At 60.1% G+C, this 26,325-nt stretch carries 22 protein-coding genes; 14 read left to right on the top strand and 8 right to left on the bottom strand.

All coding sequences use genetic code 11. The features are described 5' to 3' along the window. Window positions 1-123: 123 nt before the first annotated feature. Complete coding sequence (locus tag HU754_RS05585; protein WP_116254669.1) at window positions 124-504, bottom strand: hypothetical protein; 381 nt, start codon at window positions 502-504, stop codon at window positions 124-126. Between the two features lie 296 nt (window positions 505-800). On the opposite strand from HU754_RS05585, the gene kdgD reads away from it, so the two are divergent. The 5 genes from kdgD to HU754_RS05610 all read left to right on the top strand — a co-directional run bounded on the left by kdgD (window position 801) and on the right by HU754_RS05610 (window position 7,466). Then, entirely contained in the window at window positions 801-1,712 is a 912-nt protein-coding gene (gene kdgD / locus HU754_RS05590) for a 5-dehydro-4-deoxyglucarate dehydratase (protein ID WP_016984321.1), read from the top strand. Between the two features lie 75 nt (window positions 1,713-1,787). Further along, window positions 1,788-3,233, top strand: coding sequence for an aldehyde dehydrogenase family protein (locus HU754_RS05595; protein ID WP_186624813.1), 1,446 nt, complete (start codon window positions 1,788-1,790; stop codon window positions 3,231-3,233). A 100-nt stretch (window positions 3,234-3,333) separates the two neighbouring features. Further along, the gene (locus HU754_RS05600; RefSeq protein WP_034154459.1) at window positions 3,334-4,698 is read left to right on the top strand and encodes an MFS transporter; all 1,365 of its coding nucleotides are present in this window, start codon (window positions 3,334-3,336) and stop codon (window positions 4,696-4,698) included. An 11-nt stretch (window positions 4,699-4,709) separates the two neighbouring features. Continuing rightward, on the top strand, window positions 4,710-6,263 hold the full coding sequence (gene garD, locus HU754_RS05605; RefSeq protein WP_034154460.1) for a galactarate dehydratase: 1,554 nt from the start codon (window positions 4,710-4,712) through the stop codon (window positions 6,261-6,263). Window positions 6,264-6,524: 261 nt separating this feature from the next. Further along, the gene (locus tag HU754_RS05610; RefSeq protein WP_186624814.1) at window positions 6,525-7,466 is read left to right on the top strand and encodes an AEC family transporter; all 942 of its coding nucleotides are present in this window, start codon (window positions 6,525-6,527) and stop codon (window positions 7,464-7,466) included. A 116-nt stretch (window positions 7,467-7,582) separates the two neighbouring features. Here HU754_RS05610 and HU754_RS05615 read toward each other — a convergent pair whose 3' ends face one another. The 6 genes from HU754_RS05615 to gatC all read right to left on the bottom strand — a co-directional run bounded on the left by HU754_RS05615 (window position 7,583) and on the right by gatC (window position 12,802). Further along, complete coding sequence (locus tag HU754_RS05615; RefSeq protein ID WP_016984177.1) at window positions 7,583-7,963, bottom strand: carboxymuconolactone decarboxylase family protein; 381 nt, start codon at window positions 7,961-7,963, stop codon at window positions 7,583-7,585. Further along, window positions 7,960-9,021 (bottom strand): calcium/sodium antiporter, encoded by a 1,062-nt coding sequence (locus tag HU754_RS05620; protein ID WP_093435915.1) that lies wholly within the window; start codon window positions 9,019-9,021, stop codon window positions 7,960-7,962. The genes HU754_RS05615 and HU754_RS05620 overlap by 4 nt, the downstream gene beginning before the upstream one ends. A 46-nt stretch (window positions 9,022-9,067) precedes the next feature. Further along, on the bottom strand, window positions 9,068-9,442 hold the full coding sequence (locus tag HU754_RS05625) for a septal ring lytic transglycosylase RlpA family protein (protein WP_093435918.1): 375 nt from the start codon (window positions 9,440-9,442) through the stop codon (window positions 9,068-9,070). Between the two features lie 148 nt (window positions 9,443-9,590). Then, window positions 9,591-11,036 carry an Asp-tRNA(Asn)/Glu-tRNA(Gln) amidotransferase subunit GatB gene (gatB, locus tag HU754_RS05630; protein WP_099757997.1) on the bottom strand — a complete coding sequence of 482 codons (1,446 nt, stop codon included), beginning with the start codon at window positions 11,034-11,036 and terminating at the stop codon, window positions 9,591-9,593. Window positions 11,037-11,046: 10 nt separating this feature from the next. Then, window positions 11,047-12,498 carry an Asp-tRNA(Asn)/Glu-tRNA(Gln) amidotransferase subunit GatA gene (gene gatA, locus HU754_RS05635; protein WP_093435926.1) on the bottom strand — a complete coding sequence of 484 codons (1,452 nt, stop codon included), beginning with the start codon at window positions 12,496-12,498 and terminating at the stop codon, window positions 11,047-11,049. 16 nt (window positions 12,499-12,514) lie between these two features. After that, on the bottom strand, window positions 12,515-12,802 hold the full coding sequence (gene gatC, locus HU754_RS05640) for an Asp-tRNA(Asn)/Glu-tRNA(Gln) amidotransferase subunit GatC (protein ID WP_007901429.1): 288 nt from the start codon (window positions 12,800-12,802) through the stop codon (window positions 12,515-12,517). Window positions 12,803-13,013: 211 nt separating this feature from the next. On the opposite strand from gatC, the gene mreB reads away from it, so the two are divergent. From mreB to tldD, 8 genes are all read left to right on the top strand, one after another. Continuing rightward, window positions 13,014-14,051, top strand: a complete 1,038-nt coding sequence (mreB, locus tag HU754_RS05645; RefSeq protein WP_002555108.1) for a rod shape-determining protein MreB — start codon at window positions 13,014-13,016, stop codon at window positions 14,049-14,051. Between the two features lie 141 nt (window positions 14,052-14,192). Next, the gene (mreC, locus tag HU754_RS05650) at window positions 14,193-15,335 is read left to right on the top strand and encodes a rod shape-determining protein MreC (protein WP_093435930.1); all 1,143 of its coding nucleotides are present in this window, start codon (window positions 14,193-14,195) and stop codon (window positions 15,333-15,335) included. Then, a complete protein-coding gene (gene mreD, locus HU754_RS05655) occupies window positions 15,335-15,826 on the top strand; it encodes a rod shape-determining protein MreD (RefSeq protein ID WP_034154468.1) in 492 nt (163 codons plus the stop codon). The genes mreC and mreD overlap by 1 nt, the downstream gene beginning before the upstream one ends. A 37-nt stretch (window positions 15,827-15,863) precedes the next feature. After that, window positions 15,864-16,460: a Maf family protein gene (locus tag HU754_RS05660; RefSeq protein WP_186624815.1), complete on the top strand. Its 597-nt coding sequence runs from the start codon at window positions 15,864-15,866 to the stop codon at window positions 16,458-16,460. A 58-nt stretch (window positions 16,461-16,518) separates the two neighbouring features. Beyond that, window positions 16,519-17,976: a ribonuclease G gene (gene rng, locus HU754_RS05665; RefSeq protein ID WP_034154470.1), complete on the top strand. Its 1,458-nt coding sequence runs from the start codon at window positions 16,519-16,521 to the stop codon at window positions 17,974-17,976. 75 nt (window positions 17,977-18,051) lie between these two features. Then, window positions 18,052-21,858 carry a YhdP family protein gene (locus tag HU754_RS05670; protein ID WP_186624816.1) on the top strand — a complete coding sequence of 1,269 codons (3,807 nt, stop codon included), beginning with the start codon at window positions 18,052-18,054 and terminating at the stop codon, window positions 21,856-21,858. A 58-nt stretch (window positions 21,859-21,916) separates the two neighbouring features. Then, complete coding sequence (locus tag HU754_RS05675; protein WP_099758001.1) at window positions 21,917-22,777, top strand: carbon-nitrogen hydrolase family protein; 861 nt, start codon at window positions 21,917-21,919, stop codon at window positions 22,775-22,777. 4 nt (window positions 22,778-22,781) lie between these two features. Beyond that, window positions 22,782-24,224, top strand: a complete 1,443-nt coding sequence (gene tldD / locus HU754_RS05680) for a metalloprotease TldD (protein ID WP_034154473.1) — start codon at window positions 22,782-22,784, stop codon at window positions 24,222-24,224. Window positions 24,225-24,275: 51 nt separating this feature from the next. Here tldD and yjgA read toward each other — a convergent pair whose 3' ends face one another. Next, window positions 24,276-24,800 carry a ribosome biogenesis factor YjgA gene (gene yjgA / locus HU754_RS05685; protein WP_007915377.1) on the bottom strand — a complete coding sequence of 175 codons (525 nt, stop codon included), beginning with the start codon at window positions 24,798-24,800 and terminating at the stop codon, window positions 24,276-24,278. A 108-nt stretch (window positions 24,801-24,908) separates the two neighbouring features. Here yjgA and pmbA point away from each other — a divergent pair, with 108 nt between their 5' ends. Next, the gene (gene pmbA / locus HU754_RS05690; RefSeq protein ID WP_093435945.1) at window positions 24,909-26,255 is read left to right on the top strand and encodes a metalloprotease PmbA; all 1,347 of its coding nucleotides are present in this window, start codon (window positions 24,909-24,911) and stop codon (window positions 26,253-26,255) included. The last annotated feature ends 70 nt before the right edge of the window (window positions 26,256-26,325 follow it).

The raw sequence follows: 26,325 nt of genomic DNA on the forward strand, positions 1-26,325 counted from the left end.
TATCGAAGGCGCCGGCGCATTGATGTCACCCGCGCGCTTCTATTTAAGAAGCGCGAAGCCCTCTTACACACCTGTAAGAAATACCAGTTCCGACGAACGGTAACCGCTCCCGCACGACAAGGTTCAGCCCTCAATCCGCAACCTCAACACCTCCGAAAACGGCTCCATACTCGACTCATCGCAAAACTTGTAGCGCAGTTCAATCTCCCTGTTCAGGTACGGACGGAGCACTTCTTTAGGCAACTGCAACTCGATCCCCGTCAGTTTCTCCATCTCGTCTTCAGCATCGTCCCAGGTGCCAGTGTTCACTTCCTCACCTTCCCACTCCGGCTCTTCCGGGTCGTCGCCGAGAATCGGGTAGACGCTCCAGTTCGCTGGAAAATCGCTCGAATCCGGGACTTGTACGATCAATACATCGGGTAGCACGGATAGCTGCAAAGTGAGGGTGTCAGAGGCAGAAGAGTCCATTTGCGCGAGGGTCGGTGCAGCGTAATTCGTGGACATTTCGGTTTCCTTCGGTGGTCCGCCACGATCCTTCGTGGCAGTCGTCGCACCTTACCCGGCGTGGTAGCTGCGCTCAGTAAACGAATCTTGACCAGACATTTCTGCAATGTAGCCCAATAAAAACGGGCCTTTACGCTGATTCGCCATTTGGCTTAAACACTTTTGTCCGACAAAAAACCACCCACAACGATGAAATGCAGTTGACGGTTATCTTTTAAGTTGTACGATGACCTACAACTTCAGCGAAGGCTGAACGGACCAATCACAAAAAACGTTGCTACCAGGGTGTTCGAATAATGAATCCACAAGAACTGAAGTCCATCCTCTCTGCCGGCCTGCTGTCCTTCCCGGTGACCGATTTCAACGCGCAGGGCGATTTCAACCGCGCGGGCTACATCAAACGCCTGGAATGGCTGGCTCCGTATGGCGCTTCAGCCTTGTTCGCCGCCGGCGGCACCGGTGAGTTCTTCTCCCTGGCCGCTAGCGAATACTCGGAAATCATCAAGACTGCCGTCGACACCTGCGAAACCAGCGTGCCGATTCTGGCCGGCGTCGGCGGTTCGACTCGCCAGGCCATCGAATACGCTCAGGAAGCCGAGCGTCTGGGCGCCAAAGGCTTGTTGCTGCTGCCGCACTACCTGACCGAAGCCAGCCAGGACGGCGTTGCCGCTCACGTTGAAGCCGTGTGTAAATCGGTCAACATCGGCGTGGTTGTTTACAACCGCAACGTTTGCCGCTTGACTGCGCCGCTGCTGGAACGTCTGGCCGAGCGCTGCCCGAACCTGATCGGCTACAAGGACGGTCTGGGTGATATCGAGTTGATGGTGTCGATCCGTCGCCGCCTCGGTGATCGCTTCAGCTACCTGGGTGGTCTGCCGACCGCCGAAGTCTACGCCGCGGCCTACAAGGCGCTGGGCGTGCCGGTTTACTCCTCGGCGGTGTTCAACTTCATTCCGAAAACCGCGATGGACTTCTACCACGCGATCGCCCGTGAGGATCACGCCACCGTCGGCAAGATCATCGACGACTTCTTCCTGCCATACCTCGACATCCGCAACCGCAAGGCCGGTTACGCCGTGAGCATCGTCAAGGCAGGCGCGAAAATCGCCGGCTATGACGCAGGCCCGGTGCGGGCGCCGCTGACCGATCTGACCGGCGAAGAGTACGAAATGCTCGCCGCGCTGATCGACAAGCAAGGTGCGCAGTAACACCCGATAAAAGCGAGGCCGCTGAGCAATCAGCGGCTTTTTGCGTGAAGGCTTTGAGATGTGAGGGCTGCCCCTGTGACAACTGCAAAACGCTACGACAACTACATCAACGGTGAATGGGTTGCCGGTGCCGACTACTCGGCCAACATCAACCCTTCGGAACTGAGCGACACCATCGGCGACTACGCCAAGGCTGATCTGACTCAGGTTCACGCCGCCATCGACGCCGCCCGCGCCGCGTTCCCGGCGTACTCGACTTCGGGCATTCAGGCCCGTCACGATTCGCTGGATAAAGTCGGCAGCGAAATTCTTGCCCGTCGCGAAGAGCTCGGCACCCTGCTGGCCCGGGAAGAGGGCAAGACCCTGCCTGAAGCCATCGGTGAAGTGACCCGCGCCGGCAACATCTTCAAATTCTTCGCCGGTGAATGCCTGCGCTTGTCCGGCGACTACGTGCCGTCGGTGCGCCCGGGCGTCAACGTTGAAGTGACTCGCGAAGCGCTGGGCGTGGTCGGTCTGATCACCCCATGGAACTTCCCGATCGCGATTCCTGCGTGGAAAATCGCCCCAGCCCTGGCCTACGGCAACTGCGTGGTATTGAAGCCGGCCGATCTGGTACCGGGTTGTGCCTGGGCATTGGCGGAAATCATCTCCCGCGCCGGCTTCCCGGCTGGCGTGTTCAACCTGGTGATGGGCAGCGGTCGCGTGGTTGGCGATGCGTTGGTGCAGAGCCCGAAAGTCGACGGCATCAGCTTCACCGGTTCGGTGGGCGTGGGTCGTCAGATCGCCGTTAACTGCGTGTCGCGTCAGGCGAAAGTGCAGCTGGAAATGGGCGGCAAGAACCCGCAGATCATTCTCGACGACGCCGACCTCAAACAAGCGGTCGAGCTGTCGGTGCAGAGCGCGTTCTACTCTACCGGCCAGCGTTGCACGGCTTCCAGCCGCTTGATCGTCACTGCCGGGATCCACGACAAATTCGTCAAAGCCATGGCCGAGCGCATGAAGTCGATCAAGGTCGGCCACGCGCTGAAATCCGGCACCGATATTGGTCCAGTGGTTTCGCAAGCGCAGCTGGAACAGGACATGAAATACATCGATATCGGCCAGTCCGAAGGTGCGCGTCTGGTCAGCGGTGGCGGTCTGGTGACCTGTGATACCGAAGGCTACTTCCTCGCGCCAACGCTGTTTGCCGACAGTGAAGCGTCGATGCGCATCAGCCGCGAAGAGATCTTTGGCCCGGTGGCCAACATTGTTCGCGTGGCCGATTACGACGCGGCGCTGGCGATGGCGAATGACACCGAGTTCGGTTTGTCGGCGGGTATTGCGACCACGTCGTTGAAATACGCCAACCACTTCAAGCGTCACTCGCAGGCCGGGATGGTGATGGTCAATTTGCCGACCGCTGGCGTCGATTACCACGTTCCGTTCGGTGGCCGTAAAGGTTCATCCTATGGCTCACGTGAGCAAGGCCGTTATGCGCAAGAGTTCTACACGGTCGTGAAGACCAGTTACATCGGTTCCTGATAAGGCAATACCCCTGTAGGAGCAGTCTTCGGCAGCTCCTACAGGGAAGACCAAAGAAGATTCACCCGCGCATAAAAATAATCAGTGGGAGTACATCTACATGCAATCGTCCAAGCCGACTCACGTCCGCTATTTGATCCTGCTCATGCTGTTTCTGGTGACCACGATCAACTACGCCGACCGCGCCACGATCGCCATCGCCGGCTCCAGCCTGCAAAAAGATCTGGGCATTGACGCGGTTACCCTCGGCTATATCTTCTCCGCATTCGGTTGGGCCTATGTGGCCGGGCAAATCCCCGGTGGCTGGCTGCTCGATCGCTTCGGCTCGAAAAAAGTCTATGCCCTGAGCATTTTCACCTGGTCGCTGTTCACCGTGCTGCAAGGCTTTGTCGGTGAGTTCGGCATGTCCACGGCGATCGTTGCGCTGTTCATGCTGCGCTTTCTGGTCGGTCTGGCTGAAGCGCCGTCGTTCCCCGGTAATGCGCGCATCGTGGCGGCATGGTTCCCGACCGCCGAGCGCGGTACGGCTTCGGCGATCTTCAACTCGGCGCAATACTTTGCCACCGTGTTGTTCGCTCCGCTCATGGGCTGGATCGTTTACTCCTTCGGCTGGGAACACGTGTTTATCGTCATGGGCGTGTTCGGCATCGTTTTCTCTGGCATCTGGCTGAAGGTTATTCACAGCCCGCGTCAACACCCGCTGGCCAACGAAGCGGAAGTGCAGTTCATTGCCGACAACGGCGGCATGGTCGACATGGACGTCAAGCAAGGCAAAAAGGCTGATGGCCCGAAGTGGGATTACATCCGTCAGTTGCTGACCAACCGCATGATGCTCGGTGTGTATCTGGGTCAATACTGCATCAACGGCATCACCTATTTCTTCCTGACCTGGTTTCCGGTGTACCTGGTACAAGAGCGTGGCATGACCATTCTCAAGGCCGGTTTCATTGCCTCGCTACCGGCGATCTGCGGTTTCATCGGCGGCGTGCTCGGCGGGGTGATTTCCGATTACCTGCTGCGCAAAGGCCACTCGCTGACCTTCGCCCGCAAGGCACCGATCATCGCTGGCCTGCTGGTTTCCAGCAGTATCGTCGCCTGCAACTATGTTGATGTGGAATGGATGGTGGTTGGCTTCATGGCTCTGGCCTTCTTCGGCAAAGGCGTTGGCGCACTCGGTTGGGCAGTGGTCTCCGACACTTCGCCAAAACAGATCGCCGGCCTGAGCGGTGGCCTGTTCAACACTTTCGGCAACATCGCTTCGATTACCACGCCGATCGTGATTGGCTACATCATCAGCTCCACTGGCTCGTTCAAATGGGCGCTGGTGTTTGTCGGTGCCAACGCACTGGTGGCGGTGTTCAGCTACCTGGTCATCGTTGGCCCGATCAAACGCGTGGTCCTCAAAGAGCCGCCAACCAATGGCGGTACTGAAGCCACCGGTAAATTGTCTCAAGCGCATTCCTGAGGAGCGGTGTCATGCAGTTGATTGAACATTCCGACTCGCCGCGCCACATTCGCCTGCACGAGCGGGACAATGTGGTGGTCGTGGTCAACGACCAGGGCGCACCGGCCGGCACTGAATTTGCCGATGGCCTGGTGACGCTGGAATTTGTGCCGCAGAGCCACAAGGTCACCCTCGAAGATATTCCCGAGGGCGGCCAGGTGATTCGCTACGGTCAGGTGATTGGCTACGCGTTGCAGCCGATTCGCCGTGGCAGTTGGGTCAAGGAAGATCAACTGCGCATGCCGACCGCGCCGCCGCTGGACAGCCTGCCGCTGTCCACCGAGGTGCCGGACGCGCAGGCACCGCTGGAAGGCTTCACGTTCGAGGGTTATCGCAACGCTGACGGTACCGTCGGCACGCGCAATATTCTCGGCATTACCACCACGGTGCAGTGCGTCACCGGCGTGCTCGATCACGCGGTGAAACGCATCAAGGAAGAACTGCTGCCGAAGTACCCGCATGTCGATGACGTGGTGGCGCTGACTCACAGTTATGGCTGCGGCGTGGCGATCACTGCCACTGACGCCTACATCCCGATTCGTACCGTGCGCAACCTGGCGCGCAACCCGAACCTCGGTGGTGAAGCGCTGGTGATCAGTCTGGGCTGCGAGAAGTTGCAGGCCGGGCAGGTGATGCACGAGGACGACGCTTCGGTCGATCTCAGCGATCCGTGGCTGTATCGCTTGCAGGATTCCAGTCACGGTTTCACCGAGATGATCGAGCAGATCATGGCGCTGGCCGAAGTCCGACTGAAGAAGCTCGACCAGCGCCGTCGCGAAACCGTGCCGGCGTCCGAGCTGATCCTGGGTATGCAGTGCGGCGGCAGCGATGCGTTTTCCGGCATCACCGCCAACCCGGCGCTGGGTTACGCCTCGGATTTGCTGTTGCGGGCGGGGGCGACGGTGATGTTTTCCGAAGTCACCGAAGTGCGCGATGCGATTTACCTGCTGACATCGCGCGCCGAAAGCAAAACCGTCGCCGAGGAATTGGTGCGTGAGATGGACTGGTACGACCGTTATCTGGCCAAGGGTGAAGCGGATCGTAGCGCCAATACCACGCCCGGTAACAAGAAGGGTGGGCTGTCGAACATTGTCGAGAAGTCGCTGGGGTCGATCGTCAAATCCGGCAGCAGCGCAATCAATGGCGTGCTTGGCCCTGGCGAGCGCTTCAAGCAGAAGGGGCTGATTTTCTGCGCGACGCCGGCCAGTGATTTTGTCTGCGGGACGTTGCAGTTGGCGGCGGGGATGAACCTGCATGTGTTCACCACCGGGCGGGGTACGCCGTATGGGTTGGCGATGGCGCCAGTGGTGAAGGTTTCGACGCGGACGGAGTTGGCGCAGCGTTGGCCGGATCTGATCGACATTGATGCCGGGCGGATTGCTACCGGGCGGGCGACCATCGAGGAGTTGGGTTGGGAGTTGTTTCACTATTACCTGGATGTGGCGAGCGGCAAGCAGCAGACGTGGGCGGAGAAGCACAAGTTGCATAACGACATTACGTTGTTCAATCCGGCGCCGATTACTTGATGGTTTGGGGGGAGGGCAAAGCTACCCTCACCCCAGCCCTCTCCCGGAGGGAGAGGGGGCCGATCCGGGAATATTTAAGAAGTACATCGACCTGAAAGTGCTTTGCCGAATCCATAATCGACTCGGTCTTGCAGGTCGATGTATGACACAAGACACCTCGGTCAGTCCCCTCTCCCTCGGGGAGAGGGTTAGGGTGAGGGGCTTTTCAAGCTTTTGGCTTATCATTAGCCCCCTAACGACGCTCACCCAAGGCTCCCCGGCATGCTGGCAATCTTCCTCGAAACCCTGAACATCACCGCGCCGGTGTTTGCCATGCTGTTTCTCGGTGTGCTGCTCAAGCGCATCGACTGGATCAACGACAACTTCATCCACACGGCCTCGTCGCTGGTGTTCAACGTCACCATGCCGGCGCTGCTGTTCCTCGGCATTCTGCATGCCGACCTGCACGCCGCGTTGCAACCGTCCCTGCTGATCTACTTTTCTCTCGCCACGCTGGTGAGTTTTGCCCTGGCCTGGGGCTGGGCGATTTTCAAATGCCCGCGCGAAGATCGCGGCATCTACACCCAGGGCGCGTTTCGCGGCAACAACGGCGTGATCGGTCTGGCACTGGCGGCGAGCATGTACGGCGATTACGGGATTTCCCTCGGGGCGATTCTCGCGGCGCTGGTGATCCTTTTCTACAACACCCTGTCGACCATCGTGCTGGCGGTATACAGCCCGGTGATCAAGTCCGATCCGTGGAGCATCTGCAAAAGCGTGTTCAGCAATCCGCTGATCATCAGCGTGATTGCGGCGGCGCCGTTTGCCTATTTCAAGATCGGTTTGCCGGGCTGGCTGGAAACTTCCGGCCAGTATCTGGCGCAGACTACCTTGCCATTGGCGCTGATCTGCATTGGCGGCACGTTGTCGCTGGCGGCATTGCGCAAGAGCGGTAGCATGGCGCTCAGTTCCAGCCTGGTGAAGATGATCGGTCTACCGGTGCTGGCGACGCTGGGGGCGTGGTTGTGGGGCTTTCGTGGGGCGGAGTTGGGGATTCTGTTTCTGTACTTCGGCAGCCCGACGGCGGCGGCGAGTTTTGTCATGGCCCGGGCGGCGCAGGGCAATCATGAGCTGGCGGCGGCGATCATTGTGTTGACCACGTTGATGGCGGCTATTACCACCAATATCGGGATCTTTGTTTTGCAGTGGGGTGGGTGGATCTGATTTTGATGTTGTGGTGTTGCTCAGGGCCTCTTCGCGAGCAGGCTCGCTCCCACAGGTGAAATGCATTCCAATGTGGGAGCGAGCCTGCTCGCGAAAGCTGTTTCACGGGCGCTGAATCACTCTGGCTTTTGGTAGGTATCAATCACTTCCTGAGCTGCACGAAACGCATCGATCGCCGCCGGCACGCCGGCATACACTGCGCAATGCAGCAGCGCCTCACGAATCTCGTCGACCGTGCAGCCATTGTTCAGCGCGCCGCGCACATGGCCTTTCAACTCTTGCGGGCACTTCAACGCGGTCAGCGCGGCGAGGGTGATCAGGCTGCGGGTTTTCAGCGGCAGACCTTCGCGATTCCACACGCCGCCCCAGGCATGTTCATTGACGAAATCCTGCAACGGCTGGGTGAACTCGGTGGCGTTGCCTAGCGCGCGATCAACAAACGCATCGCCCATTACCTGGCGACGTACTTCTACCCCGGACTTCTTCGATTCGGTCATGGCGTATCACTCTTGTGGTGTTGGCGGCGCCAAGCGCGGATCGACGTGAACAGCAGAAACGTCAACAGCGTCGGCAAGACATAAAACAGCATCAGCCGCTCAAGCTTGCCGGCCAGCGGCATGCCGGTGGTGAACGACACCACGTGCAGCCCGTACGCCAGGTACAAACCGAGCAACAGCAAACCTTCGGCGCGCGTCACGCGGTAGCCGGAATAGAACACCGGCAGGCACAGTGCGGCGACGCCGAGCATCACCGGCAGGTCGAAATCCAGCGCGTTCGGGGACACCGACAGCGGCGTCGGTGCGATCAATGCGGTCAGGCCGAGCACCCCGAGCAGGTTGAACAGGTTGGCGCCGATCACGTTGCCGACGGCGATGTCGCGTTGTCCGCGCAAGGCTGCGATCAATGACGTAGCCAGTTCCGGCAGCGACGTGCCGACGGCGACCACAGTCAGGCCAATCACTCGCTCGGAGAATCCCAGGTCGGTGGCCACCACGACAGCGGCGCCCAGCAGCAGATGCCCGGCAAACACCAGCATCGCCAGACCGATAACGATCATCAACAGGCTGCTGAACCACGAGGCATGCGCCGTTTCAGGATGTTCCGAATGCGGTCGCGTCGAATGCCGTGACTGGCGCAGCAGTAAACCGAGATACAGCGCCAAAGCCGCTAACAACAGGATGCCGTCGAAGCGCCCGATCTCTTCATTCCATGCCAGCACGAATACCAGCAGGCTGGCACCGATCATCAGCGGAATATCCAGGCGCACCAGTTGCCGCGAGACGCGCAGAGGAATGATCAGCGCGGAAAGCCCTAGGGTGACAAGGATGTTGAAGATGCTGCTGCCGACCACACTGCCGACGGCGATGTCCGGGTTATGCGCCAGCGCCGCTTGCAGGCTGACGGCCATTTGCGGTGCGCTGCTGCCGAGGGCGACGATGGTCAGGCCGATGATCAGCGGTCGCACATGCAGGCGTGCTGCCAGACGTACCGCTGCGCGCACCATCAGTTCGGCGCCGAAGATCAGCAGGCACAGGCCAGCGAGCAGTTCGATCACGCTGATCAGGGGTAAATCGGCTAATCCGAAAATGGTCAGCGCTCCATCAGTCGTCGAGGGCCTGCACGCGAACCCGCGCGGTGCCGCTGCGCAGCATGCCGAGTTGTTCGGCGGCCTCGCGGGACACATCGATCAGGCGCCCACGGGTATGCGGGCCACGGTCGTTGATGCGGACCACAACGGATTCATCGTTTTTCAGGTTAGTGACCTTCACCCGTGTGCCAAAGGGTAGCTGGCGGTGGGCGGCGGTCAGGGAATTCTGGTTGAACGGCTCGCCACTGGCGGTCCGTTTACCGTGGTGCTTGGCACCGTAATAAGAGGCGACACCGGTCTGGTCGTAACCGTGCGGGTCGATGATATCGGTACTGGCGCAACCGGCCAGCAAGGAGAGCAGGGCGAAAAGGCTGAGCAGTCGCTTCATTCAAGGTTTCCCAAAAACAAATGTAGGAGTGAGCCTGCTCGCGATAGCGCAATGTCAGACACCGGAAAAGTGACTGTCAAATCGCTATCGCGAGCAGGCTCACTCCTACAGGGGATGGAGCCAGGCTGTTTGTCTGGCTCCATTTTCATCAGCCTTCGAGCTTGCTTTTCAGCAGTTCGTTCACTTGCTGCGGGTTGGCTTTGCCTTTCGACGCTTTCATCGCCTGACCGACAAAGAAGCCGAACATCTTGCCGCGTTTGGCTTCATCCGCCGCACGATACTGTTCAACCTGCTCGGCGTTGGCCGCGAGCATTTCGTCGAGCACTGCAGAGATCGCGCCGCTGTCGGTAACCTGTTTCAGGCCACGTTTCTCGATGATTTCGTCCGCGCTGCCTTCACCGTTGGCCATCGCTTCGAACACCACTTTGGCGATCTTGCCGGAGATGGTGTTGTCCTTGATGCGCTGCAGCATGCCGCCCAGCAGTTCAGCGGAAACCGGCGACTCGTCGATGTCCACGCCTTGCTTGTTGAGCAGGCTGCCCAACTCGACCATCACCCAGTTCGCCGCCAGTTTCGCGTCGCCGCCGATGGCTGCAACTTTCTCGAAGTAGTCCGCTTGCTCACGGCTGGTGGCCAGCACGTTGGCGTCGTAGGCCGACAGACCGAACTGGCTCTGGAAGCGCTCGCGTTTCTGCGGTGGCAGTTCCGGCAGGGTGGCGCGCACCTCGCCGAGGAACGACTCTTCGATGACTACGGGCAGCAGGTCCGGATCGGGGAAGTAACGGTAGTCGTTGGCTTCCTCTTTCGAACGCATCGGACGGGTCTCGTCCTTGTTTGGATCGTACAGACGGGTCTGCTGGATCACTTTGCCGCCGTCTTCGATCAGCTCGATCTGACGCTGGATCTCGGTGTTGATCGCCTTCTCGATGAAGCGGAACGAGTTGACGTTCTTGATCTCGCAGCGCGTGCCGAACTCAACCTGACCTTTCGGGCGTACCGATACGTTGCAGTCGCAACGCAGCGAACCTTCGGCCATGTTGCCGTCGCAAATACCCAGGTAACGCACCAGTGCGTGGATCGCCTTGACGTAAGCCACGGCTTCCTTGGCGCTGCGCATGTCCGGCTCGGAGACGATTTCCAGCAGCGGTGTGCCGGCACGGTTCAGGTCGATGCCGGTGGCACCGTTGAATTCTTCGTGCAGGCTCTTGCCGGCGTCTTCTTCCAGGTGCGCGCGGGTGATGCCAACACGCTTGACCGTGCCGTCTTCCAGGGCGATGTCCAGGTGGCCCTTGCCGACGATCGGCAACTCCATCTGGCTGATCTGGTAGCCCTTCGGCAGGTCCGGGTAGAAGTAGTTTTTACGGGCGAACACGTTGTGCTGACCGATCTCGGCGTCAATCGCCAGACCGAACATCACCGCCATGCGCACCGCTTCCTGGTTCAGCACCGGCAGAACGCCGGGCATGCCCAGGTCGATCAGGCTGGCCTGGGTGTTCGGCTCAGAGCCGAACGTGGTGGAACTACCGGAAAAGATTTTCGACCGGGTAGTGAGCTGAGTGTGAATCTCCAGCCCGATCACGACTTCCCATTGCATGTGTGTCTCCTCAGAAGCCGGTTGGGGTGCGGGTGTGCCAGTCAGTGTTGAGCTGATACTGGTGGGCAACGTTCAACAGGCGACCTTCCTGGAAATACGGCGCGAGCAACTGCACGCCCACCGGCAGACCGTCGACAAAACCGGCCGGCATCGACAGGCCCGGCAGGCCCGCGAGGTTGGCGGTGATGGTGTAGACGTCTTCCAGATAGGCAGCGACCGGGTCGCTGTTCTTGGCGCCGAGTTTCCAGGCCGGGTTCGGCGTGGTTGGGCCGAGGATGATGTCGACCTCATTAAAGGCAGCCATGAAGTCGTTCTTCACCAGGCGACGGATCTTCTGCGCTTTCAGGTAGTAGGCGTCGTAGTAACCGGCGGACAGCGCGTAGGCACCGACCATGATCCGGCGCTGCACTTCCGCGCCGAAGCCTTCGCCACGGGAACGCTTGTACAGGTCGATCAGGTTTTCCGGGTTCTCGCAGCGATGGCCGAAGCGCACGCCGTCGAAACGCGACAGGTTCGAGGAAGCCTCTGCCGGGGCGATCACGTAGTACGCAGGAATTGCGTGCTGCATGTTCGGCAGGCTGATTTCCTTGATCACCGCACCGAGCTTCTGCAGCTCTTTAATGCTGTTCTGGATCAGCTCGGCGATGCGTGGGTCGAGACCGGCGCTGAAGTATTCCTTCGGCACGCCGATGCGCAGGCCTTGCAGCGAGTCGCCCAGGCTGGCGGAGTAATCCGGAACCGGCTCATCGATGCTGGTGGAGTCGTTCTGATCGAAGCCAGCCATACCTTGCAACAAAATTGCGCAGTCTTCGGCGGTGCGCGCCAACGGCCCGCCCTGATCGAGGCTGGAGGCGTAAGCGATCATGCCCCAGCGCGAAACACGACCGTAGGTCGGTTTCAGGCCGGTGAGGTTGGTGAAGGCTGCCGGCTGACGGATCGAACCGCCAGTGTCGGTGGCCGTGGCCGCAGGCAACAGACGAGCGGCTACTGCCGCCGCCGAACCGCCGGACGAACCGCCCGGCACGTGTTCCAGGTTCCACGGGTTTTTCACCGCGCCGTACCAGCTCGACTCGTTGGCCGAACCCATGGCGAATTCGTCCATGTTGGTCTTGCCCAGGGTCACCGCGCCGGCAGCCGCCAGCTTCGCGACCACGGTGGCGTCGTACGGGGCTTTGAAGTTGTCGAGCATCTTCGAGCCGCAGCTGGTGCGAATGCCCTGGGTGCAGAACAGGTCTTTGTGAGCGATCGGCGCACCGAGCAGGGCGCCGCTCTCACCGTTGGCGCGGCGTGCATCGGCGGCTTTCGCCTGCTCGAGCGCCAGCTCTTCGGTGAGGCTGATGAAACTGTTGAGCTGCGGATCGAGCTGGGTGATGCGCGCCAGCAGGACTTTGGTCAGCTCTTCGGAGGAAAACTTTTTATCGGCGAGACCGCGGGCGATCTCGGCCAGAGTCATTTGATGCATTGCAGGCTCTTTCCCTTTAGTCGATGACTTTCGGAACCAGATACAGGCCGTTTTCGACCGCTGGTGCGATGGACTGGTAGGCCTCGCGGTGATTGGTCTCGGTCACAACGTCGGCGCGCAGGCGCTGACTGGCTTCCAGCGGGTGGGCCAGAGGCTCGATTCCGTCGGTATTAACAGCCTGCATTTCGTCGACCAGACCGAGAATGCTGTTGAGAGCGGAAGTAATGTGTGGAAGATCGGCATCATTGAGGCCAAGGCAGGCCAGATGAGCGATTTTTTCCACGTCGGAGCGTTCTAGCGCCATCGGGATTCTCCTGTGGAAAACAGAACGGACGGCGTCCGTGTGTTAGATTGTCGGAACACTACCGCACTTCTACGGTCATAAGGCCGCGATTGTGGGGCTTGGTGCACAGAAAAGCGGCCAATTTAACATATTGGCGCCTTGCCCAAAATCCCTGTCGTTGTTAGAGTTTGCCGCACTTTTTTACCCACGCGTTGCCTAGGGTCCCTTTCCCATGTTCAAGAAACTGCGTGGCATGTTTTCCAGCGATCTTTCCATTGACCTGGGCACTGCCAACACCCTTATTTACGTGCGCGAGCGCGGTATCGTCCTGAATGAGCCATCGGTTGTGGCCATTCGGACACACGGTAACCAGAAAAGTGTCGTTGCTGTCGGCACCGAGGCCAAGCGCATGCTCGGCCGTACGCCGGGCAACATTGCTGCCATTCGTCCGATGAAAGACGGCGTGATCGCCGACTTCAGCGTCTGCGAAAAGATGCTGCAATACTTTATTAACAAGGTTCACGAAAACAGCTTTCTGCAGCCTAGCCCTCGTGTGCTGATCTGCGTTCCATGCAAATCCACCCAGGTTGAGCGTCGCGCCATCCGTGAATCGGCCCTTGGTGCCGGTGCCCGTGAAGTATTCCTGATCGAAGAGCCAATGGCCGCTGCGATCGGTGCCGGCCTGCCGGTCGAAGAAGCGCGCGGTTCGATGGTCGTGGATATCGGTGGTGGTACCACTGAAATCGCGCTGATCTCCCTGAACGGTGTGGTCTACGCCGAATCCGTCCGCGTTGGCGGCGACCGCTTCGACGAAGCGATCATCACTTACGTGCGTCGTAACTACGGCAGCCTGATCGGTGAATCCACCGCTGAGCGCATCAAACAGGAAATCGGCACGGCCTACCCGGGCGGCGAAGTTCGCGAAGTCGACGTTCGCGGTCGCAACCTGGCCGAAGGCGTTCCACGCGCATTCACCCTGAACTCCAACGAAGTGCTGGAAGCTCTGCAAGAGTCCCTGGCAACCATCGTTCAGGCTGTGAAAAGTGCTCTGGAGCAATCGCCGCCGGAACTGGCTTCCGACATCGCCGAGCGTGGCCTGGTGCTGACCGGTGGTGGCGCGCTGCTGCGTGATCTCGACAAGTTGCTGGCCCAGGAAACCGGTCTGCCAGTGATCGTTGCCGAAGATCCGCTGACCTGTGTGGCTCGCGGCGGTGGCCGTGCATTGGAAATGATGGATAAGCACACCATGGACCTGCTCTCGAGCGAATAAGTCGCCGAGTGCAATACGTGGGTGAGCGCGCAGGCAGCACTTTGCAGTGCTGCCTGTTGGCGTTTATCTTCTGTCAGTCTTCATCCAGGCCGGTTTGATGCCGTATGAATAAACAGAACATTTGCCTGGGAGGAGCGGCTTATTAAACCGCTTTTCGCCAAGGGCCCTTCGTTGGGCGTGCGCCTGTTGGTGCTGGCCGTGCTATCGATCGCGCTGATGGTGGTCGATGCCCGCTTTGACCTGCTCAAGCCTGCGCGCAAGCAAGCGTCGCTGGTGCTGATGGATGCCTACTGGATCACAGACCTGCCGGGTCGCTTGTGGGAAGGTGTCGCCAGCCAGTTCGGCAGCCGCACCGAGCTTGTCGCCGAAAACGAAAAACTCAAGACCGAAAACCTGCTGTTGCAGGGCCGCATGCAAAAGCTTGCCGCCCTTACCGAGCAGAACGTTCGGCTGCGCGAGTTGCTCAATTCTTCTGCACTGGTCAACGAAAAGGTCGAAGTGGCCGAGTTGATCGGTATGGACCCCAACCCGTTCACCCATCGCATCATCATCAATAAAGGTGAGCGCGACGGCGTGGTGCTCGGTCAGCCGGTGCTCGATGCGCGCGGTCTGATGGGCCAGGTGGTCGAGTTGATGCCTTACACCTCGCGTGTCTTGCTGCTCACTGACAGCACACACAGCATTCCGGTACAGGTCAATCGCAACGGGCTGCGGGCCATTGCCAGCGGCACCGGCAACCCTGAACGCCTGGAATTGCGCCACGTCGCCGACACTGCCGATATCAAGGAAGGCGACCTGTTGGTCAGTTCCGGCCTTGGCCAGCGTTTCCCGGCAGGCTATCCGGTCGCGACCGTGAAGGAAGTGATCCACGATTCCGGTCAGCCGTTCGCCATCGTCCGCGCCGTGCCGACCGCCGCGCTGAATCGCAGCCGTTACATGTTGCTGGTGTTCAGCGACAACCGCACCGCCGAAGAACGTGCCAACGATGCGGCGCAAGCGCAGGAAAATCTTGATGCCTTTGGCGGCGGTCCGATTATTCCGGCCACTGTACCGAAAACCGTGACCCCGCCTGCCGCAGCGGCTACGACGCCCGCGACGCCTGCCGCACCGACCGCCGCCGCTAGCGCCACACCGGCCAAACCCGCGGCAAGCAAACCGCCAGCGGCTGCCAAACCACCGGCAGCGACGCCAGCGGCGGCCAAACCTCCAGCTGCCCAGCCGGCTGCGCGACCTGCGGCCAAACCGCCAGTCAACGCACCAGCGACAACCGGGAGACAAGAATAATGGTCGGGGCTACCGCATCGCGTAACGGCTGGATTGTCTGGCTGACGTTTGTTGTCGGCATACTCCTGAGCGTGTCGCCATTGCCGATTTTCATGGAAATCCTGCGCCCGCTATGGCTGGCCTTGCTCCTGACATTCTGGGCTTTGTATATGCCGCACACAGTGGGCATGGTCACGGCGTTTTGCCTGGGCCTGGCCGAAGACGTGCTGCAGGGCGATCTGCTCGGTCAGAACGCGCTGATCCTGACACTGATCACCTTCCTCGTATTGTCATTGCAGCAACGCCTGCGGATGTTCCCGATGTGGCAGCAGTGCCTGGTAATTCTGGTGATTTTCGGCCTCGCGCAACTGGTGCAATTGTGGCTCAGTGCCTTGACCGGTAACCGTCAACCAACCCTGGCGCTGGTACTTCCGGCGCTGGTCAGCGCCTTGCTCTGGCCTTGGGTCAGCTTTGCCCTACGCGGATTGCGCCGACGTTACAAAATCAATTGAGCCGGTGAAGCAGGGCACTGAACAGGGAGATGTTTTGATGAAGCCGCTTTACCTCGCCTCCGGATCGCCGCGTCGCCGTGAATTGCTCACGCAGATCGGCGTTCCGTTCTCCGCCATCAGTGCGGATATCGACGAAACCCCATCACCCGAAGAGTTGCCCTCGGCCTATGTCGAACGCTTGGCGCGCGGCAAAGCCGAGGCCGGACGCCGCACGGTCGTGTCCACTCAGCCATTCTGCGTGCTGGGTGCTGACACTGCCGTGGTGCTGGACGGCAAAATTCTGGGCAAACCGGTGGACGAAGCCGATGCATGCGCCATGCTGATGATGTTGTCCGGCAAGGAGCATGAAGTGCTGACCGCCATCGCCGTGCTTGAAGACGAGCGCTGCGAGTCGCGGGTGGTGCGCAGTCTGGTGCGGTTTCGCGCGATCAGCATTGAGGAAGCGGCCGCTTACTGGGCCAGTGGCGAGCCACGGGACAAGGCCGGTGGTTATGGCATTCAGGGGCTCGGCGCGGTGTTTGTCGCGGGCCTCAATGGCAGTTACTCGGCGGTGGTCGGGTTGCCGATTTGCGAAACCGCAGAACTGTTAGGCCATTTCGGCATACCCTGTTGGCAAAACCTGAACGCGCAATAAGCGTCGTACGAATCCAGATGCGGCCATTATCGTGAACACGCCTGAACGAGATCCTGCCATGAGTGAAGAGATTCTGATCAACATCACGCCGATGGAGTCGCGCGTGGCGGTGGTCGAAAACGGTGTGCTGCAAGAAGTCCACGTTGAGCGCACACAAAAGCGCGGGATTGTCGGCAACATCTATAAAGGCAAGATCGTCCGCGTGCTGCCGGGTATGCAGGCAGCGTTTGTCGACATCGGCCTGGACCGCGCGGCATTCATTCACGCCGCCGAAATTTCTCTACGTGAAGGTCCTGCGGTCGAAAGTATCAGCGCGCTGGTGCACGAAGGCCAAAGCCTGGTGGTGCAAGTCACCAAGGACCCGATCGGTTCCAAAGGCGCGCGCTTGACCACGCAACTGTCGATACCTTCGCGTTATCTGGTCTACATGCCGCGCACCGCCCACGTCGGCATCTCGTTGAAGATCGAAGACGAAGCCGAGCGCGAACGCCTCAAGCAGGTGGTCAGCGATTGCGTGGCCAAAGAAGGCATCAAGGAGGCCGGTGGTTTCATTCTGCGCACCGCCGCCGAAGGCGCTGGCGCCGATGAAATCCTCATGGACATCCGTTACCTGCGGCGCCTGTGGGACCAGATCAACGAACAGATCAAAACCATCTCCGCGCCTAGCGTGATTTACGAGGACCTCGGTCTGGCGCTGCGTACGCTGCGTGACCTGGTCAACCCGAAGATCGAGAAGATTCGCATCGATTCCCGGGAAACCTTCCAGAAAACCACACAATTCGTCGCCGAACTGATGCCGGAAATCGCCGATCGTCTGGAACACTACCCGGGTGAGCGACCGATTTTCGACCTCTATGGCGTCGAAGACGAAATCCAGAAAGCCCTCGAACGCAAGGTGCCGCTGAAATCCGGTGGCTATCTGGTGGTGGATCCGGCGGAAGCCATGACCACCATCGATGTGAACACCGGAGCTTTCGTCGGCCATCGCAACCTCGAAGAAACCATCTTCAAGACCAATCTCGAAGCGGCTACCGCGATCGCCCGGCAAATGCGCCTGCGCAATCTGGGCGGGATCATCATCATCGACTTCATCGACATGGAAGATGAAGAGCATCAACGCCAAGTGTTGCGCACCCTGGAAAAACAGCTGGAGCGTGATCACGCCAAGACCAACATCATCGGCATCACCGAGTTGGGCCTGGTGCAGATGACCCGCAAGCGTACCCGCGAAAGTCTCGAGCAAGTGCTGTGTGAACCGTGCAGCAGTTGCCAGGGGCGCGGCAAGTTGAAGACTGCGGAAACCATCTGTTACGAGATCTTCCGCGAGATCCTCCGTGAAGCCCGCGCCTATCAGGCCGAGGGTTATCGGGTGTTGGCTAACCAGAAAGTGGTGGATCGCTTGCTTGACGAAGAATCCGGTAACGTCGCCGAGCTTGAAGGGTTTATCGGTCGCACCATACGCTTCCAGGTGGAAACCATGTATTCCCAGGAACAATATGACGTGGTGCTGCTCTGATCCCCTGCGTCACTTTTTTTCCACCGCGGCTGGCCTCAGCTTTTCGCAGTATTTTTGCCATGGGAGCCAACTGACATGGAGCGTCTGACACGCATTCTGGCCACACTCACCCGCTGGGGGCTGGGCCTGTGCGCGTTGGTTCTGGTGTTGATGGCGTTGTACGTCAGTCTCGGTCGTGAGCTGACCCCGCTGGTGGCCGAATATCGCGCCGACATCGAAGACAAGGCGAGTGCCGCCCTTGGCATGCCGTTGCAGATCGGCGAACTTGAAGGCAACTGGAGCGGTTTTGCGCCGATCCTGCTGGCCCATGATGTGATGGTCGGCGCTGGCGCCAATGCGTTGCGTCTGGATCGAGTGCGCGCGGTACCGGATCTTTGGGCCAGCCTGTTGGCGCGCGAAGTGCGCATTGCCCATCTTGAACTCAACGGCCTGAAAATCAGCCTCAAGGAGGCCGAGGACGGCAGTTGGGCGCTGGAAGGTCTGCCGGTGCAGAACGATCAGCCGCTCGACCCGCAGCAACTGTTCAATCGCTCGCAAATGATTCAGCAACTGTCGGTGCTCGACAGTCAGGTGACCCTGCAACCGCTGGATCATGCGCCGCTGACTCTCACCTATGTCGGCCTCAATCTGAAAACCGGCGCCAGCCGTCAACGGCTCGATGCGCGTTTGACCTTGCCGGATGGCCAGCCCGTTGCACTGAGCCTGCGCACGCGGATTCGCCCGGAGCAATGGCAGGACAGTGTGGTGGACGGTTATGCCAGCCTGCCGCAAAGCGACTGGTCGAAGTGGCTGCCAGAACGTCTGACCCAGCAGTGGAATTTTTCCGAAATCAAAGCCGGCGGCGAACTTTGGGTCAATTGGGCCAAGGGCACGCTGCAGAGTGCCGCGTTACGCTTGAATGCTCCGCAACTGACCGGCGCCTATGCCGATCGCAAGCCGATCCAGATCAATAATCTGGCGCTTAACGCCTACTACGAGAACAGTGATGAGGGTGCGACCATTACCCTTGATTCACTGGCGATGAGTTTTGGCGAAAACCGTTGGGAGTCTCATGTCCAACTGAAGCAGACGCGCGCGACCGACAAGGTGGACGAGCTCTGGCACTTGCAGGCGGATCGTCTCGATCTGACTCCGATCACCCCGTTGCTCAATGCGTTGGGGCCGTTGCCGCAAGGTTTCGCCACGGCCGTTGACCATCTGAAAGTCACCGGTGGCCTGCGTAACGTGTTGCTGGATTTTCGCCCCAATGCCACCGATGGCAACAAATTCAGTTTCGCCAGCAATCTGGACAATGTTGGTTTCGATGCCTATCACGGCGCTCCGGCAGCACGAAACGTCAGTGGTAGCCTCAGCGGTAACCTGGACGGTGGCGAGTTGCGCATGGACAGCAAGGATTTTGTCCTGCACCTCGACCCGATTTTCGCCAAGCCATGGCAGTACATTCAGGCCAATGCGCGGCTGACCTGGAAGCTCGACAAAGACGGCTTCACCCTGATCGCTCCGTACCTGAAGGTGCTTGGCGAGGAAGGCAAGATTGCCGGCGATTTCCTGATACGCCTGCATTTCGACCATAGCCAGGAAGACTACATGGACCTGCGGGTCGGTCTGGTCGATGGCGACGGTCGCTACACGGCCAAGTACCTGCCTCAAGTGCTCAGCCCGGCGCTCGACGAGTGGCTGCGTACGGCCATCCTCAAAGGTGCAGTCGATCAGGGCTTCTTCCAGTATCAGGGTTCGCTGAGCAAAAATGCCGGGGAGGCCGATCGCAGCATCAGTCTGTTCTTCAAAGTGCACGACGCTGAACTGGCGTTCCAGCCGGGCTGGCCGCACGTGAGCAAGGTCAGTGGCGACGTGTTCATCGAAGACAGTGGTGTGCGGATCGTGGCCGACAAGGGCCAGTTGCTTGACACTCAAGTCAGCGATGTCTTCGTCAATATTCCCCATGTGCCGGCCGGACAACATACGCATATGTTCCTCGATGGCGCCTTTGCCGGTGGGTTGGGGGATGGCTTGAAGATTCTTCAGGAAGCGCCGATCGGCACCGGTGAGACCTTTGCCGGATGGGAAGGGACGGGTGATCTGCAAGGCAAGCTCAAACTGGACATCCCGCTGGACAAGGGCGGCGACCTGCCGAAGATTCTGGTCGACTTCAAAACCGCCAATGCGCGCCTGAAACTCGCCGAGCCGAAGCTGGAGCTGACCCAACTCAAGGGAGATTTCCGCTTCGACAGCGCCAAAGGACTCAGCGGGCAGAACATCGCCGCGCGGGCGTTCGACAAACCGGTGACCGCGCAGATCTTCGCTGATGGCAGCCCCGGCAAGCTCAAGACCCGGGTTGCCGCATCCGGTCAGGTCGAAGTGAAGAAACTCACCGACTGGCTGGGCGTGACGCAACCATTGCCGGTTTCCGGGACCATTCCTTATCAGTTGCAATTGAATCTGGACGGCTCCGACAGCCAGTTGATGGTCAGTTCCAGCATGAAGGGTGTGGCGGTGGATCTGCCGGCACCGTTCGGTATGGCGGCAGATGTCGGACGCGATACCGTGTTCCGCATGACTTTGCAGGGGCAGGAGCGGCGTTATTGGGTCAACTACGACCAACTGGCCAATTTTACCTTCGCAGCACCGCCGAGCAATTTTGCCGAGGGCCGTGGCGAATTGTTCCTCGGTGCCGGCGAAGCGGTGCTGCCGGGCGCCAAAGGCTTGCGGGTTCGCGGGGTGCTCTCGGAACTGGACGTCGCGCCGTGGCAGGATCTGGTGAACAAATATGCCGGGCAGGATCCGGGCGGCAGCGCCAAGCAATTGCTCAACAGTGCTGATTTCAAAGTCGGCAAGCTCACGGCACTCGGGACCACGCTGGATCAGGCATCGGTGCAGGTCAATCGCAAACCAGGCGCATGGAATCTGGCTCTCGATAGCCAGCAGGCCAAGGGCTCGGCGAGCCTGCCGGACGCCAAGGGCGTGCCGATTGCGGTCAATCTGCAATACGTGAAACTGCCAGCACCAGACCCGACGGTGCAGGCTGACGAGAATTCGCCAGACCCTTTGGTTTCGGTGGATCCGACGAAGATTCCGGCGCTGGATATCACGATCAATCAACTGTTTCTCGGGCCGGATCTGGTCGGCGGCTGGTCGCTCAAAGTACGACCGACCGCGAAAGGCATCGCCCTGAACAACCTCGACATGGGCCTCAAAGGCATCTTGTTGCAGGGCAATGGCGGCTGGGAAGGTGCGCCGGGGGCGACCAATAGCTGGTTCAAGGGCCGGATTGGCGGCAAGAATCTCGCCGATGTCCTCAAGGGTTGGGGCTTTGCGCCGAGCGTGACCAGCGAAGAATTTCATATGGACGTCGATGGCCGTTGGCCGGGCTCGCCGGCCTGGCTGGCGACCAAGCGCTTCTCCGGCACCCTTGATGCGTCGTTGAACAAAGGTCAGTTTGTTGAAGTGGAGGGCGGCGCGCAGGCGTTGCGAGTGTTTGGCCTGCTTAACTTCAACTCCATCGGCCGGCGTCTGCGTCTGGACTTCTCCGATCTGTTCGGCAAAGGCTTGAGCTACGACCGGGTCAAAGGCCTGTTGGTGGCAAATAACGGTGTGTATGTCACCCGTGAACCGATTCGCCTGACCGGTCCTTCGAGCAACATTGAGCTGGACGGTACGCTGGATCTGGTCGGTGATCAGGTGGACGCCAAGTTGCTGGTGACCTTGCCGGTGACCAACAACCTGCCGATTGCGGCGCTGATCGTCGGCGCACCGGCGGTCGGCGGCGCGTTGTTCCTGATCGACAAGCTGATCGGTGACCGCGTGGCGCGCTTTGCCAGTGTGAAATACACCGTCAAAGGCCCATGGAAAGAGCCGAAAATCACCTTCGACAAGCCTTTTTGAACAGCCAGCCCCTGAACCGATGGAGTAGCATGGCCGCATATCTCTTGCGGAGTTCGCCATGTCTTTAGCGGTGATTCAAATGGTCAGCCAGAGCGATGTGCTGGCCAATCTGGCTCAGGCCCGGCGCCTGCTCGAACAGGCAGCGGCCGGTGGCGCGAAGCTGGCGGTGCTGCCGGAAAACTTCGCCGCCATGGGCCGTCGCGACATCGCTGATATCGGCCGCGCCGAAGCATTGGGCGAAGGGCCGATCCTGCCGTGGTTGAAACAGACCGCCCGCGACCTCAAGTTATGGATAGTTGCCGGCACCTTGCCGTTGCCTCCAGTGGATCAGCCGACGGCCAAAGCCAACGCCTGCTCGCTGCTGGTCAATGAGCATGGCGAAATCGTTGCCCGCTATGACAAGTTGCATCTGTTCGATGTGGATGTGGCGGACAATCGCGGCCGTTATCGCGAATCCGATGACTATGCTTATGGCAGTGGCGTTGTCGTTGCCGATACGCCCGTGGGGCGAGTCGGTCTGACCGTGTGTTACGACTTGCGCTTTCCCGAGCTGTACAGCGAATTACGTGCCGCCGGTGCCGAGTTGATTACCGCACCGTCAGCCTTTACTGCGGTGACCGGCGCAGCGCATTGGGATGTGCTGATTCGCGCTCGCGCCATCGAGACACAGTGTTATGTGCTTGCCGCAGCACAAGGCGGAACCCATCCGGGACCGCGAGAAACGTTCGGCCATGCGGCAATCATCGACCCGTGGGGCCGGGTGCTGGCGAGTCAGGATCAAGGCGAAGCGGTGTTGTTGGCCGAGCGCGATAGCAATGAACAAGCGTCCATCAGGGCGCGAATGCCGGTGACGCGTCATCGGCGGTTTTTCTCGCAGGGCGCACAGCGGCCTGCCTCAGAACACGAATTTAAGGCGTAAACCTATGAGCGAGTTGTTGTCCTCAGTCAGTGATCACCTGTTGGCGCCCGGCGGCGTGACGATCGAGAGCCTGCAAGGCGTGCTCGGCGACCTGGCCGGCCCCGGCATCGACGCCGCCGACCTGTATTTCCAAGGCCAGATTTCCGAATCCTGGGCGCTGGAAGACGGCATCGTCAAGGAAGGCAGCTTCAACCTTGATCAGGGTGTCGGCGTCCGCGCGCAGTCCGGTGAGAAAACCGGTTTTGCCTACAGCAACGCGATCACCCTCGAAGCCCTCGGCGCAGCGGCCCGTGCCGCGCGTTCGATCTCCCGGGCCGGGCAGAACGGCACAGTCCAGGCGTTTACCACTCAAGATGTTGCACAGTTATACGCGCCGGATAACCCGCTGGAAGTGTTGAGCCGCGCCGAGAAAGTCGAGCTGCTCAAGCGCATCGATGTCGCCACCCGCGCACTTGACCCGCGTATCCAGCAGGTCAGCGTCAGCATGGCGGGTGTGTGGGAGCGGATTCTGGTGGCGTCCACCGACGGTGGTCTGGCCGCCGATGTGCGTCCACTGGTGCGTTTCAACGTCAGTGTGATCGTCGAACAGAATGGCCGTCGCGAGCGTGGCGGGCATGGCGGCGGTGGGCGTACCGACTACCGTTATTTCCTCGCCGAAGACCGCGCCATGGGCTACGCCCGTGAAGCGCTGCGTCAGGCGCTGGTAAATCTGGAAGCGATTCCTGCACCGGCCGGTACGTTGCCGGTGGTGTTGGGTTCGGGCTGGTCCGGTGTGCTGTTGCACGAAGCCGTCGGCCACGGTCTCGAAGGCGACTTCAACCGCAAGGGCAGTTCGGCCTACAGCGGCCGCATGGGCGAAATGGTTGCCTCGAAACTTTGCACTATCGTCGATGACGGCACCTTGAGCGGCCGTCGCGGTTCGCTGAGCGTCGACGACGAAGGCACGCCAACAGAGTGCACCACGCTGATCGAAAACGGCGTACTCAAGGGCTATATGCAAGACAAGCTCAACGCGCGGTTGATGGGCGTGGCCCGCACCGGTAATGGTCGTCGTGAATCCTACGCGCATCTGCCGATGCCACGCATGACCAACACTTACATGCTCGGTGGCGAAAGCGATCCGGCAGAAATCATCGCGTCGGTGAAGAAGGGCATCTACTGCGCCAACCTCGGCGGCGGTCAGGTCGATATCACCAGCGGCAAGTTCGTGTTCTCCACCAGCGAGGCGTACCTGATCGAAGACGGCAAGATCACTGCGCCGGTCAAAGGCGCGACGTTGATCGGCAACGGCCCCGAGGCGATGAGCCGGGTGTCGATGGTCGGTAACGATCTGGCGCTGGACAGCGGTGTGGGCACGTGCGGCAAGGATGGGCAATCGGTGCCGGTAGGTGTCGGTCAGCCGACGCTGAAAATCGATGCGATCACCGTGGGTGGCACGGGCGCATAAGAGGAGGTGGAGCTTCGGGTGGCGCGCAGGGCGACCACCCGGTGGCGAATATCAACGCAGACCGCGTTGAGTCTCGTCCAGCTCACGGATGTACTTGAAGATTTTGCGGCTGGAAGCAGGAGGTTTGTTTTGCGCAACCTCGTGCTGAGCCTGACGGATCAGGGAACGCAGTTGCTGGCGATCGGCGTCCGGGTACTCGACGACGAATTTCTCCAGCACGGCATCGTCGCCCGCGATCAGGCGATCACGCCAGCGTTCGAGGTTATGGAAACGCTCGTTGTACTGACGAGTCGAGGCATCGAGTTGATCGAGCAGCGTGAGAATCGCGTCAGTGTCCTGATCGCGCATCAGTTTGCCGATGAACTGCAAGTGCCGTTTACGCGCGATGTTCGCGGTGTGCTTGGGCGCATCGGCCAACGCCCGGCGCATAGCGTCGGTCAGCGGCAGTTTTGCGATCAAGTCTGGCTTGAGTGTTGTCAGGCGCTCGCCGAGGTCAACCAGAGCATGCAGCTCGCGTTTGACCTGAGATTTGCTTTTTTCTCCCGTATCGAGGGAGTCGTCGTAAGAATCAACCATGGTGGCAGTCCGCAAAGAAACGCCGCCATGATAACCAGTCGGGGGCCGCTTGTCCGGCCCGGTCGCTCGATGACCCCAGCCGAAAGCAGAATTTGAGTGGAGATGAGCATGAGTGCAGTTCAAAGCGTCGGCCCGCAGGCATTGCCGGCACTGCAGGAACAAGTCGAGCAGATCATCGCCGAAGCCAAGCGTCAGGGCGCCAGTGCCTGCGAAGTCGCGGTGTCGCTGGAGCAGGGACTGTCGACGTCGGTGCGCCAGCGCGAAGTCGAAACGGTCGAATTCAACCGCGATCAGGGCTTTGGCATCACCCTGTATGTGGGCCAGCGCAAAGGCTCGGCCAGCACGTCGGCGACCGGTCCGGATGCGATTCGCGAGACCGTCGCGGCGGCACTGGCCATTGCTAAGCACACCTCCGAAGACGAGGCCTCGGGCCTGGCCGATGCGGCGTTGATGGCCAAGGAACAACACGATTTCGACCTGTTCCACGAGTGGGACATCACCCCGGAGCAGGCCATCGAGAAGGCCTTGCTCTGTGAAGCGGCGGCATTCGACGCCGATGCGCGGATCAAGAACGCCGACGGCACTACCCTTAGCACTCATCAGGGCTGCCGCGTGTACGGCAACAGCCACGGTTTCATTGGTGGCTACGCATCGACGCGGCACAGCCTGAGTTGCGTGATGATTGCCGAGGCCGATGGCCAGATGCAGCGCGATTACTGGTATGACGTAAACCGTCAGGGCACTTTGCTCGCGGATCCGGTAAGCATCGGCCAGCGTGCTGCGCAACGGGCGGCGAGCCGTCTGGGCGCACGTCCGGTGCCGACTTGCGAAGTGCCGGTGCTGTTTTCCGCAGAACTGGCGGGTGGTCTGTTTGGCAGTTTCCTCTCGGCGGTGTCCGGCGGCAGCCTGTATCGCAAGTCGTCCTTCCTTGAAGGCACTCTGGGGCAAAAGCTGTTCCCGGAATGGCTGACCATCGATGAGCGTCCGCACCTGATGCGCGCGATGGGCAGTGCTTCCTACGACGGTGATGGTCTGGCGACGTATGCCAAACCGTTCGTCGAAAAGGGCGAGTTGGTGTCGTACATCCTCGGCACGTACTCCGGACGTAAACTCGGTATGCCGAGCACGGCCAACGCAGGCGGCGTACACAACCTGTTCGTCACCCATGGCGATGAAGACCAGGCTGCACTGTTGAAGCGCATGGGCCGTGGCTTGCTGGTCACCGAATTGATGGGCCATGGCTTGAACATGGTCACCGGCGACTATTCGCGCGGGGCGGCGGGTTTCTGGGTCGAGAATGGCGAAATCCAGTTCGCCGTGCAGGAGGTGACCATCGCCGGCAACATGCGCGACATGTTCAAGCAGATCGTCGCGGTCGGTAATGATCTGGAGCTGCGCAGCAACATTCGCACCGGTTCGGTGTTGATCGAGCGGATGACTGTCGCGGGCAGCTAAACCCCGGCCGTCAGACACAAAAGGCGCGCCACCTCATCGGGTGGCGCGCCTTTTTTATTGGCTCCATACA

This window comes from Pseudomonas zeae, from assembly GCF_014268485.2.
Classification (GTDB): Bacteria; Pseudomonadota; Gammaproteobacteria; order Pseudomonadales; family Pseudomonadaceae; genus Aquipseudomonas; species Aquipseudomonas neuropathica.